Origin of the sequence: Borrelia miyamotoi (assembly GCF_019668505.1) — a bacterium.
GTDB lineage: Bacteria > Spirochaetota > Spirochaetia > Borreliales > Borreliaceae > Borrelia > Borrelia miyamotoi.
Genome location: NZ_AP024371.1, coordinates 868,402 through 884,073, shown reverse-complemented (window position 1 = coordinate 884,073; position 15,672 = coordinate 868,402). Strand labels below are relative to the sequence as shown.

Annotated in this window: 13 protein-coding genes; 6 read left to right on the top strand and 7 right to left on the bottom strand. The window is 27.5% G+C overall.

The annotated features are described in order from the left end of the window. Window positions 1–15 precede the first annotated feature (15 nt). From K5Q05_RS04160 to sbcD, 4 genes are all read right to left on the bottom strand, one after another. Complete coding sequence (locus tag K5Q05_RS04160) at window positions 16–648, bottom strand: copper homeostasis protein CutC (protein WP_025443399.1); 633 nt, start codon at window positions 646–648, stop codon at window positions 16–18. Between the two features lie 156 nt (window positions 649–804). Further along, window positions 805–1,044, bottom strand: coding sequence for an ROK family protein (locus K5Q05_RS04335; protein WP_025443400.1), 240 nt, complete (start codon window positions 1,042–1,044; stop codon window positions 805–807). Between the two features lie 232 nt (window positions 1,045–1,276). Then, entirely contained in the window at window positions 1,277–4,126 is a 2,850-nt protein-coding gene (locus K5Q05_RS04150) for an SbcC/MukB-like Walker B domain-containing protein (RefSeq protein WP_025443401.1), read from the bottom strand. After that, window positions 4,113–5,345: an exonuclease subunit SbcD gene (sbcD, locus tag K5Q05_RS04145; protein WP_099497042.1), complete on the bottom strand. Its 1,233-nt coding sequence runs from the start codon at window positions 5,343–5,345 to the stop codon at window positions 4,113–4,115. Before sbcD ends, K5Q05_RS04150 begins: the two co-directional genes overlap by 14 nt. Window positions 5,346–5,418: 73 nt before the next feature. On the opposite strand from sbcD, the gene topA reads away from it, so the two are divergent. The 5 genes from topA (at window position 5,419) to K5Q05_RS04120 (ending at window position 13,420) form a co-directional block, all read left to right on the top strand. Continuing rightward, window positions 5,419–7,956, top strand: coding sequence for a type I DNA topoisomerase (gene topA / locus K5Q05_RS04140; protein WP_025443402.1), 2,538 nt, complete (start codon window positions 5,419–5,421; stop codon window positions 7,954–7,956). Window positions 7,957–7,959: 3 nt separating this feature from the next. Further along, window positions 7,960–10,446 (top strand): ATP-dependent RNA helicase, encoded by a 2,487-nt coding sequence (locus tag K5Q05_RS04135; protein ID WP_025443403.1) that lies wholly within the window; start codon window positions 7,960–7,962, stop codon window positions 10,444–10,446. Window positions 10,447–10,597: 151 nt separating this feature from the next. After that, window positions 10,598–12,037, top strand: a complete 1,440-nt coding sequence (locus tag K5Q05_RS04130) for a PTS transporter subunit EIIC (protein WP_259655174.1) — start codon at window positions 10,598–10,600, stop codon at window positions 12,035–12,037. Between the two features lie 89 nt (window positions 12,038–12,126). After that, complete coding sequence (locus tag K5Q05_RS04125; RefSeq protein ID WP_025443405.1) at window positions 12,127–12,639, top strand: hypothetical protein; 513 nt, start codon at window positions 12,127–12,129, stop codon at window positions 12,637–12,639. Then, the gene (locus K5Q05_RS04120; RefSeq protein WP_099497043.1) at window positions 12,632–13,420 is read left to right on the top strand and encodes a phosphodiester glycosidase family protein; all 789 of its coding nucleotides are present in this window, start codon (window positions 12,632–12,634) and stop codon (window positions 13,418–13,420) included. The genes K5Q05_RS04125 and K5Q05_RS04120 overlap by 8 nt, the downstream gene beginning before the upstream one ends. On the opposite strand, the gene K5Q05_RS04115 is transcribed toward K5Q05_RS04120, so the two are convergent. Next, complete coding sequence (locus K5Q05_RS04115) at window positions 13,413–13,967, bottom strand: hypothetical protein (protein WP_025443406.1); 555 nt, start codon at window positions 13,965–13,967, stop codon at window positions 13,413–13,415. The genes K5Q05_RS04120 and K5Q05_RS04115 overlap by 8 nt on opposite strands. A 77-nt stretch (window positions 13,968–14,044) precedes the next feature. Between K5Q05_RS04115 and K5Q05_RS04110 the strand changes: the two genes are divergently transcribed. Next, the gene (locus K5Q05_RS04110; RefSeq protein WP_025443407.1) at window positions 14,045–14,404 is read left to right on the top strand and encodes a hypothetical protein; all 360 of its coding nucleotides are present in this window, start codon (window positions 14,045–14,047) and stop codon (window positions 14,402–14,404) included. Between the two features lie 168 nt (window positions 14,405–14,572). Here K5Q05_RS04110 and miaA read toward each other — a convergent pair whose 3' ends face one another. Both miaA and K5Q05_RS04100 read right to left on the bottom strand, forming a co-directional pair. After that, window positions 14,573–15,475 carry a tRNA (adenosine(37)-N6)-dimethylallyltransferase MiaA gene (miaA, locus tag K5Q05_RS04105; protein ID WP_025443408.1) on the bottom strand — a complete coding sequence of 301 codons (903 nt, stop codon included), beginning with the start codon at window positions 15,473–15,475 and terminating at the stop codon, window positions 14,573–14,575. Continuing rightward, window positions 15,462–15,659, bottom strand: coding sequence for a DNA-directed RNA polymerase subunit omega (locus tag K5Q05_RS04100; RefSeq protein ID WP_025443409.1), 198 nt, complete (start codon window positions 15,657–15,659; stop codon window positions 15,462–15,464). The genes miaA and K5Q05_RS04100 overlap by 14 nt, the downstream gene beginning before the upstream one ends. Window positions 15,660–15,672 lie beyond the last annotated feature (13 nt).

Genomic DNA, 15,672 nt, shown 5'->3' with positions numbered 1-15,672 from the left:
AAACCATCAGCATGATTAAAATAACTGTAAACCTAAATCACCGACAATAAGTCTCCCATGATAAGCTCTTGAACATAAGATAGCATCAATATTATCAATATTATACTTATTAACTTCACCTGCAACAACAATTTCTAATTCTTCTCCAGCTATTAATATCAAATCTCTAAGTACTATCAATGAATCTTCTGCTTTCATACCTCCTCCTGAAGTTAATATCCTATGAACACCAATATCTAAAAGTTTAATCACAGAAGACCTAATATCACAAGTCTCATCAATTGCCTTATGAAAAGTAACTTTTAAAGAGTCAGCTAAACTTAGCAACTCTTTAGTTCGATCGATATCAATTTCATGATCATCCTTCAAAATTCCAAAAACGACACCTTCTACTCCAAGGCTCCTGCAAAGCTTAATATCTTCCTTCATAGCTTTAAATTCTAAATCAGAATATACAAAATCCCCACACCTTGGCCTAATCATTACAACAATAGGAACATTCAAAGTTTCTTTCAAAACTTTTATGGTACCATAAGAAGGCGTAGTCCCCCCACAAGTCGTATTCTCACAAAGCTCAATCCTATTAGCACCAAGTTTAACAGCATTTAAAGCTTCTAATATATTAAATACACATGCCTCTTTTATCATCAAACCCCCTCAATTGAATAAGAACTTATTTCTAACAAAATAACACTACAATAATGCTCCAATTTTGCAAGACTCATTATTAAGTTTACCTGTATCAACTTTAATAAGCTTCTTGATATCATTATCGTGAATATATATATGCCCTAATTTCAAAGACTAAGCTATAAACTCCCATTTACAATCAAAAGGAATATTATTGCTAAGAGCCATAGTAATCATAAATTTAACTCCACCAGACATAAAAAAATCTCTCCTTAAAATTTTTCCATCCATAAATATTCCATTATCAATTTCTACTTCAAGAATCAAAGCAACAAAATTATTAAAATAAATAGAATTACCTTTAAATTTTTCTGCCAGAACTACACTACCCTCAGACTCAACAAATCCATGCATACAAATTGCAACACCTTTGACATTTTCATACCTTATAAAAATTAATTATATCTACTAAAACACCTACTTGCTCATCAGAAGTAGTATCTGATGATTTAACTTAATGCCTATCAAGCAAATTATCACCACTATATACAAGAGAATATTTAGTATCTCCAATATCAATTGGAACATAAAGCTTCGTACAAATCTCCACATTTTAAAACATCCCAAGTAATTATAAAATAAAAAATTAAAAACTCTCTATAGTAATTTTAGAAACTGTTGAAATTTTACTTATAACTATTTGAGTTTTAATCTCTTCCTTTAAATAAGAAACATGAGATATTATACCAATTTGACGCCCATCAATACGCTGTAAGTCAGAAATTTTTGGAATAACCATTTTTAAAGTATCCTCATCCAGACTTCCAAATCCTTCATCAAGAAAAAATGCCTCTATTTTAAGATCACTATCTCTTATCATATCTGAGAGAGCTAAAGAAAGCGACAAAGAAATAAGAAATTTTTCACCACCAGATAAAGTTTTAACACTACGAGTCATATTGCCATCTCTTTTGCTTTTTACTAAAAAATTAAAATCTCTGCTATCTATATTAATTTCAAGCTCAAAATCGGGGAAAATAATATTTAAATACTTTCTATTTGATATATTTAAAATCTCATTAATTAAAAAACTTTGAACATAATACTTCAAACTAGGAGAAGTAGTAACAACCTTTTTTAAAATTTCTAACTTATCATTACGCTCATTTATACTACTTAACTCACTCCTAATATTTTCTAACTTGATCTTTTGTTCATTAATTTCTGATTGAAGAGTCTGTAAACTTAAAAAACTTGTCTCATATTGACTAATATCTCTAGAAAAAACCCCAATCTGAGACATAAAATTGGATTTCAACTCTAAAAAATAATCTAAACTATTTTTACTAGGTTTTAAAGAATCGAGAGACAAAATAGAATTTTGAACATAAAAACCATCTCCCACTAATCTTTTAAAATTCAAAAAATTAGAAGTAAAATTAATTAGTTCACGTTCAAGATCCATTTCTAAACTTAACATTGTTTGTTCCATAAACTCAATTTGACTTTCAAGCCTAAATTTTATGTTATTTATATTATTAAGATGCAAGTTCAATTTAAAATGCTCTTTTTCTATTTTTACTTTAGATCTTAAAAATTCTGCAAACTCCCTTTCTAAACAAGTAGAATTACTTAAATTTATATTTAAATTGATATTAGATAATAAATTTTTTATCTTATCTAAATTTTCTTCAATTTCTATCTCCTTTAAAGAAATTTTAGAACTTAAATCATTAAGAATTGACTTTAAAACTGAAACTTCTTTAAGTTTATCTTCAAAAATTAAAATCCTATCTCTATTAAAATAATCTATATATTTATGAAATAAATCATAGCCAATTCTTTTCAAAATTTCTGCATTATTTTTCTTAAAGTTTAAAACTTGACCTTCCCATTTAATTTTATTTTCTTTAGTACGAGAAACATCTTGCTTAATAACATCCAATTCAGATTGTAAAATCTGAAGACTTGAATTTAACTCCAAAAGATCATTTAGACTATTCATTTTCAATTTCTCTTTCCCTTGATATACGTTGTGCTCATCCTCAAGATATTCAAGATTCTTTATATCTCTTTCAACAGACTGCTTATTATTAGTAAGATGCTCTAAGAATTCTTTATATAAATCAATTTTAATGTTGATACCAATGTCTCGTGATGAATCGCTCTCACTTGAATTTAACAATAACTCTAATCTATTTCTATATTTTAATATCAATTCTTCATTAAACCCCTTTAATAACTTTAATGCCTCATAATAAACATATTTTTCAAAATCAAATTTTGTTTCCTCTGAAGTAATACTTTTTATTTCAATATTTTTTCTTCTTTGTTTCTCCAATAATTCTTTTCTTTGTTCTTTTAATTGGCTCTCTTTTATAAGCAACCTGTCACAAGCTTTTTCATCAAAATCTATCTCAAAGAAAAGAATATTTTCATAATACAAGTCTTTTATATAATCAAAATTAAAACTGTCTAAATCCAAACATTTTAATTCTTCTAAATCCTTTTGAACATTTAAAAGCTCCAACAGAAATCGATTCTTATCATTAAGAAGTTCACTATGTCTGTTAACAAAATTTTTTAAATCTAAAAAATCATTAGAATTATAAAATTTAAGGCTTTCATCTAATTCTAATTTAATCTTTTCCTGCAAAGAATACTCATGATTTATCTTTTCTTTACTTTTAATCTTAGAAAATAATTCTAAGTCTAAATTACCAATCCTATATTGAATATCTAAATAATTCTGATTAAACTTTATTATTTTTTCACAAATAAATATCAATTCATAAACATTGTCAAGATTATTTCTTAAAGTTTGTATATCAATAGAATTCAAAAAATTAGTCAATTCATTTAATTTTTTCTCGTTGAGATTAAATCTATTTCTTTCTTCTGTATCTAAGAACTGCAATTTTTCTTTATTAAATTTTGTAAGTTCTAATTCCTTCTTTAAAAAAATTTCTATATCATCATACTTTTTTAAATTAAAGATATTGTCAATTATCGCTGTCTTACTTCTTGGTTTCGAAGTTAAAAATTCCTGAAAATTACCTTGAGGCAAAATAACAGTTTGACAAAACTGTTCAAAATCTAATCTACAAAGACTCTTTATATAATTCAAAACATCGTCTTTATTTTCAATCAAACTTCCATCACTAATACAATTCAATACCATATTTTGAGGGGTTTCTTTTTGTCTTATACTAAGTTCAATAAATGACTCATAAATTTTTCCAGAAACAGTGAAAGTAAGCCTAACATAAGCACTTTCAAAACCTTTTGAAATTGAATCTGCAATGCTCCTATCAAGCCTATAAATTCTTGCATAAAGAGCAAGCGTAATGCAATCCAAAATTGTACTCTTACCAGATCCAGTATTTCCAGAAATCAAAAAAATACCAGATTTTTTTAACACAGAAATATCAAAATCTATTTCATATTTACCTTTATAAGAAGCAATATTTTTAAATACTAACTTATTTATTCTCATAGCCGCCTGCCCTTCCCTTAAGTAATACTTCTTCAAAAAGAGCAACAAGATCTTCTTCTTTAAATTTATTTCCTCTCCTAAAACCATTCATAATATCTCTTCTTAATTTTTTTTGGAAAAAATATTTCTCATCTTTACTTAATACTTCATCCCGACTAAGCAATCCTAGTTTATCTTTCAAGAATTCTTCCCCAGAACCGACCAAATGATAATAAATATCAAATACATTAATTGAACTTGACCTGACCAAATTATAAATCTGTTCTTCAAATCCTGCATTCATTTTCTCATTAATCTCAATTTTTAAGTAACAAAGACAAGAAATATCATTCTTAATCTTATCCAAATCATTCATAATATCATTAAAAGAACCTTTCAAAAAATGCAATTCACCAAACACAGGAAGTAAAATCTTGTTTTGCTCAACTAACTCATTATCACTAAAAAACAAGACATTAACATATTTTCTAACATCTTCATCAAATGAATACTGAATTGGTGAACCTGAATAAACTATATTACTTTTTAATTTTTTAAAATTATGAATATGCCCAAGTGCAACATAAGAAAAATTACTGCCAAAAACATTAATAGGCAAAATAGGATTATTTCCAATACTGCTAGCTACAGCACTATCAGAAAAAAAAGAATGTGCAATCAATATTCTAGGGATATGAAAGTACTTATCATCAAGTGAAGCAATAATATCTGCTATTCGAGCTCTATAAGCACTTTCAAAATTTGCAAGAAATACATCATTATGATGTTCTATATCCCCATAACTTTGATTTGCAAGAAATCTTTCATTAACATAAGGCATACAGACAATAACAAATTTAATATCACCACAATCTTCTAAAAAGACCACTTGATTGAAAAGTTCATCTCCAGTAACCAAAAAAAAATTAAACTTTGAGAGTATTTTTTTATTAATATTGAAATAATCTTTTTTATCATGATTCCCAGTAATGACAATACACCATCTACAAGATGTAAAAGATAATTCATAAAAAAAATCATTTACTAACTTTTGCTCATCAAGTCCAGGTCTCTTTGAATCATAAACATCACCTGCAATAAGTAAAAGATTGATTTTCTCATTTCTGATAAACTCCAATAAAAAATTTAAAAACCTCTGTTGCTCACCAATCCTAGAAAAATGTCCAATTTTCTTACCAATATGCCAATCAGATGTATGCAACACCTTATAAGTACTCATAAATACCGCATTATTTTTATTAAAATTAAAATAATTTATACATTATGTTATATTATATATATATAAGGGTTTTATGCAACAAAAAAAATTAATAATAGTAGAATCACCTACAAAAGCAACAACAATAAAGAAATATCTTGATGGCTCATTTTCAGTGGAAGCTTGCATAGGACATATAAGAGATTTACCCAATAGTGCTAAAGAAATACCTGAAGAATATAAAAAATTTGAATGGGCAAACCTTTCTATAGATTATCAAAACAACTTTAAACCGCTATACATTATTCCAAGTAAAAAAAAGAATGTAATTGAAAAACTTAAAAATCTCATAAAGGAAAAAGATGAGATATATCTTGCAACTGACCAAGATAGAGAAGGAGAAACAATAGCATTCCATCTAAAAGAAGTTCTACAAATTAAAAATTATAAAAGAATGGTATTTCATGAAATTACAAAAAGTGCAATAGTAGACTCACTGAATAATACAAGAGAAATTAATATGAATCTAGTTAATGCCGGGGAAACAAGAAGAATACTAGATAGGCTTTATGGATACACCATATCTCCTCTACTTTGGAAAAAAATTGCATATGGACTCTCTGCTGGCAGAGTACAATCTGTTGGACTGCAATTAATTATAGAAAAAGAAACAGCAAGAATAAATTTTAAGAAAGCCAATTATTACTCCATTATACTTGAATGTAAACATAAAAAAAATGACATACGGATTGAAGCAATATTAGAAAAAATTGAGAATAAAAATGTAGCTGAGAGTAAAGATTTTTTAAACGATACAGGAACTTTACAAAATCCTGATAGAACAATTGTAATAGAAAAAGCATTAATGAACATACTTACAAACAAGTTAACAAAGACAAAAGAGATAGAGGTGATCTCTATTGAAACAAAAAATATAAAACAAACTGCTCCCAAACCATTCATTACATCCTCCCTTCAACAAGAAGTAAACAGACGATTAAAAATAGGAACTAAACAAATTATGAATTATGCTCAAAAACTGTATGAGAATGGTTATATCACTTATATGAGAACAGATTCTTATAATATTACAAAAACTGCAAGAGATAAAATAAAAACTATCATAAAAGAAAAATATAGTGAAGAATATATAGAAATGAATGACAGAGTATATGCTAAAGCTAAAATGGCTCAAGATGCACATGAAGCCATAAGACCTTCTGAAATGTTCACTCCTCCTGAGCAAATCAAAATAGAAAGCGAGACCGCCAGAGCAATATATAAAATAATATGGGATAGAACTATCGAATCCTTTATGAAAGACGCAATAAAAAAAGTTATCAAAATAACATTCAAATATGAAAATTTGACCTTTAAATCAAGTTTCACAAAAATGATTTTCGATGGATTTCTGAAAAATAATAAAGAATATTATGAAGAGAATATCATAGACTTTTCTCTCATAAAAGAAGGAGATAAATTTATCATATTGGATATAAAGCAAGAAGAACATGAAACAAAGCCGCCAGTTAGATATACAGAAGCATCACTTGTACAAAAACTTGAAAAAGAAGGCATAGGACGCCCTTCAACTTATTCCACCATTATTTCAACACTCTTTGAAAGAGAGTATATCTTTAAACAAAACAACACATTAATACCAACAATAAAAGGAGCTGCAGTCATAAATTTATTAAAAAAATATTTTCCAGTACTCATTGAACTAAAATTCACATCTCATATGGAAGAAAACTTAGACAAGATCGCAATAGGTACACTAGATAAAGTAAAATATCTAAGTAAATTTTATAATGGTGAAGAAGGTCTAAAGAATACAATAAATAAAATAGAACCTATTATTAGCCCTGAAGAATTTAGAATAGTCTATGAATACAAGAATGATGAGAAATTTCATTATAAAATCAACATTGGAAAATTCGGTCCTTATCTAATCTCTAACGGAAATAATTACTCGATTAATGTAAAAACACCATTAGAAAGCTTATACAAAGAAGATGAAATCAAAAAAATAATAGCAGAAAAAGAAATAAAACCTAATATATTAGGGATTGATCCTAAAACAGGACTTAATGTAATATACAAAAATTCGAAATATGGAGGAATTGTCCAACTTGGAGAAGATGTATATGCTCCACAAGAATTCACAAAAACAGGCAAACTAAAAAAACCTAAAATAATAAAAGCTAAAAAAGTTTCAGCAAAAAACATAGAATATGCAAACATAAACTTAGAACTTGCTTTAAAACTACTTTCACTTCCAAAAATAATTGGGGAATATCCAAAAATTAATGAAAAAATAATTGCTACAACAGGAATTTTTGGAGATTATATTAAAACTGAAAAAAACAGTATAATATGCACACTAAAAAAAGACATAAAGGCATACGAAATAACACTAGAAGAATCAATCAAACTCTTAGACGCAAAATTAGAAAAAAACGGAATTATTGTAAAAATAATACCACTATCAAAAAACAAAGTCGGCAATAAAATCTATGTTTACAAACAAAATGATAAATTCTATGCTAAAATTAAAAGAACTAAAGTCTATTTGCCTCCTGGCATTGACCTTAGTCAAATAGATGCAACTTATGTTTTTGGACTAATGTAGGATATGAATGATTTTGAGCTTCCCATTTACAGATATAAAGACGAATTAATTAAAAATTTAGAAACAAATAACGTTTTAATAGTAGAAAGTCCAACAGGAAGTGGAAAGACAACACAAATACCAAGAATAATATATGAAGCTGGACTTGCAAGAGTTGGTAAAATTGGTGTAACACAACCAAGAAGAATAGCCACAGTATCTATAGCAGAATATATCGCAAAACATATTGGAGTAAAACTTGGAGAAGAGGTAGGCTACAAGATAAGATTCCAAGAAATCACAAGCTCTAAAACCAAAATCAAATTAATGACTGATGGAGTTTTATTACAAGAACTCAAAAAAGACCCCCTACTTGATGAATATGACGTAATCATAATAGATGAAGCTCATGAGAGAAGTTTAAACATAGATTTCATACTAGGTCTTATTAAAGATATACTAAACAAAAGAGATGATTTTAAAGTTATCATTTCGTCTGCCACAATCAATACACAAGTATTTTCGAAATACTTTAACAACGCACCTATACTGAACATAGAAACAATTACTTATCCTGTACAAATAATCTATAATCCACCCCCAGCCAATACATCAAAAGCAATGATATCAAAAATAAAAGAGATAATCAGTAGTATAATAAAAGAAGAAAAAAAAGGCGATGTCCTTATATTTCTATCTGGAGAGAAGGAAATAAAAGAAACAATAAAAGAAATTCATGAATTGAATTCTAAACAAAACTTAGTAATATTACCTTTATATGGTCGAATGGCAAAAAAAGCACAAGAAGAAATATTCATGCCTACACCAAAGAATAAAAGAAAAATAATAGTATCTACAAATATTGCAGAAACATCAATTACAATTGAAAATATTAAGATAGTAATTGATAGTGGAAAAGTCAAAACAAACAAATTTCAAATGAAAACACATACTTACTCGCTTCAAGAAGTACCAATTTCAAAATCATCCGCTACACAACGAGCAGGAAGAGCAGGAAGACTTGCAAAGGGAACATGTTACAGATTGTACAAAAGAAATGAATATCATTTAAGAGACGAATATCAAAAAGAAGAAATATACAGAACAGATCTTTCCGAAGTAATATTAAGAATGGCAGATATTGGTATAAGAAATTTTACAAAATTTGACTTTATTTCAAAACCATCAATTAAATCTATTCAAACAGCAAGTGACATATTAAAATCCCTAGATGCAATAAACGACAAAAATGAGCTTACAGAAATTGGAAAATATATGATAATATTTCCTCTAATACCAATACATTCAAGAGCATTAGTCGAAGCAATGATAAACTATCAACAAGCAATATACCCAACTACCATTGGACTCTCATTTCTATCTACAAGTGGAATTTTTTTACTACCTCAAAGCGAAGAAATAGAGGCCAGACAAGCTCATCTAAAATATAAAAATCCATTAGGAGATTTAATAGGATTTATTAACATATTTGAAGACTATAAAAAAGCTATTAACAAAGAAATTTTTGCCAAAGAAAATTACTTAGACTTACAAGGTCTTGAGGAAATTGCTAATGTACAAAGACAACTTGAAAATATTGTAAGTAGCTTCAATATTCCAATAACAAACAAACATGAAATTGATCATGAAGGCTACCTAAAATCCATAATGAGAGGGATGAAAGATTATATTTGCTTTAAAAGCTCAAAAAACAAATATAAAACAATAAAAGCTCAAAATGTAGTAATACATCCTGGCTCACTTATTAATACAGATTCTGTAAAATACTTTGTTGCTGGAGAAATCATAGAAACAACTAAAAGATATGCCAGATCAATTGGAGTACTTAAAAAAGAATGGATCAACGACATTCAATTTGAAGAAAACGAATATAAAAACACTCAAAAAGAGAATAAAAATCTAAATAATATCCACAAAACTATAGCAAAAAAAGATAAAAATCTTTTATCAAAAAATGAAATAATTATTGGAAATAAGAAATTCAATATTCAAAATGAAAGCAAAAATCAATTAATACTTAGCTTAAAGGAAGTTCAAGAATTAATCTCAAAAACAATAACAAACAAAGAAGAGAAAGCCCTAAAAGATATTTTTGCAAAATTAACACATGAAAACTTAACAATATTCAAAAATAAAAAATTAATAGAAATAATGCGTATAGTAAATGGTATGGAATCAGACTGGACACTTCTAAAAACATATGAAAACACAAATGTCAATATCAATGAAATTGATAAAATAAAAAATATTTTAGAATGCACTATGAATTTTATTAAACATCCAAATAAAAAATCAGTCCTTTTCCTATCACTTAGAAGTGATTACTGTGACAATTTTTGGATAAAGCCTCAAAAAAGCTTTATCATAGCAATCGAGGAATCAATGGATAGCATAAAAAGTCTAATTGATAATCAAGATAATATTAAAAAACTTACGTCTATTAAAAAAATAATAAATAAAGTTTATAAAAAATTAAACTTCTTTTTCTAAAAATTAAAATTTACATATTATAATTTACATATTATAATTTACATATTATAATTTACATATTATATTTAAAATTGCAAAAACAAATAACAAAGAAGCAGCACTTAACCTAAAGTCATATTTCAAGTTAAAATATAATTAACAAATAATATAAATGGGGGCAAATATGAATAATTTAATTAAAAATATGCAAAATCTTGGAAAAGCCTTACAAACTCCTGCAGCTGTCTTACCAATTGCTGGTATTTTACTTGGCTTTGGACATTTAATAATAGAAACTACAAAAGCTTCTAACATAATAATGCAAATCGGTAAATTAATGGAACAATCGGGCAGTGCTATTCTTGGAAACTTACCAATATTATTTGCAATTGGAACCGGAATGGGATTATCTAAAAATAACAAAGCAGCAGCAGCACTAGGAGGTGCAGTAGGATACCTAATTCTCAATGCAGGGTTATCTACATTTACAATAATAATTAATGGAAAATCAGAACCTGTTAATATGTCAGTCTTGGGAGGTATTATTACAGGTATAAGCTCAGCCACTCTTAGTGACAAAGTAGTAAACTATAAAATACCACAATTCCTAGGCTTTTTTTCAGGACAAAGACTGGTACCAATAGCTAATGGAATACTATGTGCAATACTTGCCGAAATATTTGGTTTTCTATGGGCACCACTACAAATAAGTATTAATCAAATTGGAATCTGGATGATAGAAGCTGGACATATAGGATTATTCGTATTTGGATTCCTCAACAGATTACTCATAATAACTGGATTACATCAACTTTTAAACACTTTAGTATATTTTGTATTCGGAGAATACACTACAAATGATGGAAACATAGTTCAAGGGGAAATCACAAGATACTTAAATGGAGATCCAAGTGCTGGATCATTCACATCAGGAATGTATCCGATTATGCTATTCGGATTACCAGGTGCCGCTCTTGCAATGTATTTAACATCTAAAAAAGAAAAAAGAAAAGAAGTCGGTGGAATTCTATTCTCAGCAGCATTCACATCATTTCTAACAGGAATTACAGAACCAATAGAATATACCTTTATGTTAATAGCACCTTTACTTTATCTCATACATGCTATCTTAACTGGAATATCATTAATCATTACTAATATATTTGGAATACGTATAGCATTCGCACTCTCAGCAGGAATAATAGACTACTTCTTAATGTTTCCAAAAGCAACAAATGCTCTGCTCATACTCCCAATAGGACTTGTAATTGGAACCATTTATTTCACTATTTTTATCACACTAATAAAAACTTTTAATCTTAAAACACCTGGCCGTGAAGACGATACTAAAGGAGAAACAATGACTAAGTTTCTTCAAAACGAAGAATTTGAGAAAGTTATCGAAGCTCTTGGTGGACTTGATAATATTAAAAACGTTGACTCATGTTTTACACGACTCAGAGTCGACGTAAAATCTCCATCATTATTAAACAAAGACTTAATGATCAAGCTTGGGGCTACTGGAATGATCATTACACCAGGAAATCAAGCTCAAGCAATATTTGGAGCAAAGTCCGAACAAATTTCAAATTACATCAAATCCAAAATTTAAATTAAAAAGCAAAAGAATAAGAAGAAAAAATACTACTCATTTCTTCTTATTCTCTTTAAAAAAGAGTATACTAATCTTATCTAATTCAAATGGATCTAATTTTATCTAAAATACTGCTAGTCTTTTTACTCATAATTCCTCTTGTTCCAACATACGGAACAGATAAAAAAAACTTTGAAAAACTAAATAAATTATACATGCTATACAATTTAAATAACAATTTACCAAAAGAACTTGAAACAATAAATGCAATTAAAAATCTAAACTTAGAGTACTATTATTTACTCATGACAAAATATCTACTTAAAATAAAGAAATATGAAGAAGCTAATAATTTCTTAAAAAAAATGAAAGAACCCAAAGATAAAAACACACAAAATGAAGTTTTATTATTAAAACTTATAATCAACGAAGATAACATAAGCGAAGATGAAATCAATGAACTCTTACAAAAAGATAAAGCTCTAGACATAAAAATAATTTATCAATTATATAATATTGCAAGAATAAAAAATGATAAAATATCTTTAAGGATAAAAAATATAATTTTGAAAAAATATCCTAAAAGCATTTATTCTTATAAAATAAAAAGAAATGAATAAAAAAATCTTATATTCAATAATATTAATCTTAGTGTCAAGCATATTGTCATCACAAAAATCACTCAATCTAAAAGATATGAAAATGAGATATGAAATAATAAAAGGTTCTTTTAAGGAAAGCAATTATGTTATTGCTAAGATTAAAAATAAAAATTTAAAGTTCATAATATCAAAGCCTATTTATGATATAAAAAAAAATAATTATTATTTTAAAGGCCAAACAACAAGTCAATTTTTACTTTCTAACGAAGTGGATATTGCCATTAATACTAGCCCATATGAAATTAAAGAAAACGTGTTCTGCCCCAATGGTTTATATATGTATGATAAAAAAATAATATCCAATGCAAAAAAAGGCCAAGGAATAATTATAATCAAAAATAATCAAATTATTTTAAATCCTCAACAAGAGGAAATCAAAAATTCTGATTATGGTTTTAGCGGTTTCTTTTCTTTAATTAAAAATGGAAACTATATTAAAAATTTTAAAAAAAATAAACATCCAAGAACAATAATAGGCACTGATAAAGAAAACAAACACTTATATCTTATAACAGTCGAAGGAAGAGGCACTAACAATAGCAAAGGAATCTCGTTAAATGAAGCAATTGATCTATCATTAAGTTATGGTATTACCAATTCTATCAATCTAGATGGAGGTGGTTCAAGCACACTTGTAATAAAATCCAACAATTTTTCCTATAAACTCAATTCTACATCTAATTTTTTTGGACACGAGAGAATAGTACCTTTTCACTTAGGCATAAAACTGCCTAATTAAGAAATTTCCAACCAATATTAATTCCAAGAGTAATTTCAGTTGTTAACGAAGAAAATCTATTGCCAGAAAAAGAGGTAGGTGAAAGTGAAAGCATAAATAAAGGCCTAATATAAAGTCCTTCAATCTCAGGAATGAAAAGATCTGTAGCAAAACCCAAAGATAAAAACAATAGATCTAGTCTTTTAGTACTTAAATCAATTGTATATTTAAAACCAAGCAGGGGAAATAATGTCCTAACATATTCATTAAAAACAATCGGATAAATTCCATAAAGCCCAAAAGCAAAATATCTACTACCATGATGATTATATAAAAAAGCATCCTTATAAGAAAAATCCAAAATAGCATAATTAGCATCAAAGAACAAATTTAAGTTCATTCCATTATCTATCCTATTATCATTTTTTGCAAACCTATCTATATCACTCTTACTAGTAGTATAATTAGTAAATTGATAAGATAATCCTCCTCCAAAAGATAATGGATATGCAAATATTAAAATACTCGAATAAAAAAACAGCAATAATAAAAAAATATACTTTTTCATTGATAATCCTAAAACTTTCTCAAAAAACATTATATTATTAATATATATCTATATCAAGTAACATATATAAGAAAATTATGAAAATAAAATTATTGCGCTTAATATCCATAATGTTTTTAACATGCAGCAAGAGATCAGAATTTTCCTTAACAGAAAAATTCAACTTGCCAAAAAGCAGTATCTTAGGATTTTCAATAAAAATGGGAATAGTAACAAAAAATTATGTTACTTTAAATAATACAACTAAAATGGATAACACTAATTACGATTACCTAACAATAATTAGAAAAAACGAAATAGTAAAAATTGAAAGAATAATGCAAAACACAGAAAAGCATGGAATTAAAGGCAAATGGATATTGGCAAGCTACAAAGGGAAAAGGGGATATCTCTTTAGCAAAGATATCAACATAATAGATAATATAATCATTGAATAGATTAATATAGCACAAATCAAAATGTTAGTCAGCAAACAACTAACTAACACTTAATATTACTTGTTCTTTTTTTTATGTCTATTTTTTCTTCTCTTTTTTTTTCGCTTATGAGTAGATATTTTTTGTAATTTTCTTTTTCTTCCGCAAGGCACGCTTTATATCTCCTTATTAAACAAAAATTAAATCCAAAATGTCCTTTAAGTTATCATCTGGATGAAACCACAAAACATTAGGAATCTTATCAAAAAAAGTCATCTGCCTTTTTACATACAAAAATGAATTCTTAATTATCAAGCTTATTATATCACTTAACATAGAATAAGGTCTACCTCTCCATAACAAAAATTCACGATATCCTATCCCTTTAAAGGCTGGAGTTGCCTCATTGTATCCTTTCCCTAACAATCTCTTAACCTCTTCAAGCAATCCACAATCAATCATATTATTCACTCTAGATATTATCCTAAACTTCATTTCATCCATAGGTCTTCTCAATCCAATAGCCAAGACATTTTCAATCTTCTGACCTTTTTTTAAGAATTGACTAATTGGAACACCTGTTTGATAATAAACTTCAAGAGACCTTTTAATCCTGTAAATATCATTTTTGCTGATTGATTCATATCTATTCAAGTCTACTCTCTTAAGCTCTTCTAAAAGGTAACTCTTGCCCCTTGTAGTCAAAAGATTGTTTACATAAATCCTCACTTGAGAAGAAACAGCTGGCGTTTCAGGCAATCCATACTTTAAATGTTTAAAATAAAAAGCTGAACCACCTACAAATATAGGAAGCTTCTTTTCCTTCTTTAAATTCTCTATTATTTGGCACGCCTCTTTATAAAAAATCCCAAGAGTATATTCTTTAGTTGGCTCCAAAAAATCTACTAAATGATGCTTTATATGAGATCTTAATTCAAAACTAGGCTTGCAAGAAGCAATATCAAATTCTTTATACACTTGAATAGAATCAACATTAATGACTTCAGCAACACCTTTAGGAAAATTGAATAAAATGTCACTTTTACCTACACCCGTAGGACCAAATATAAAAACTATTTTATTTTTCTTCAATTGAATATATATATTTACCTGTCAAAATATCATTAAAAGCATGAGCGACTACTCTTTCATCAGAAATAGCATGTTCTGCCAAAGAAATTTGTTCAACAATCTGTTCTGTACGCATTATTACTGCCATAACAAGCTCATAATAATTGCCACTAAAATCTTGTATGTCTTTCAAAGGTATTTTCATTCTCTTAAAGCCT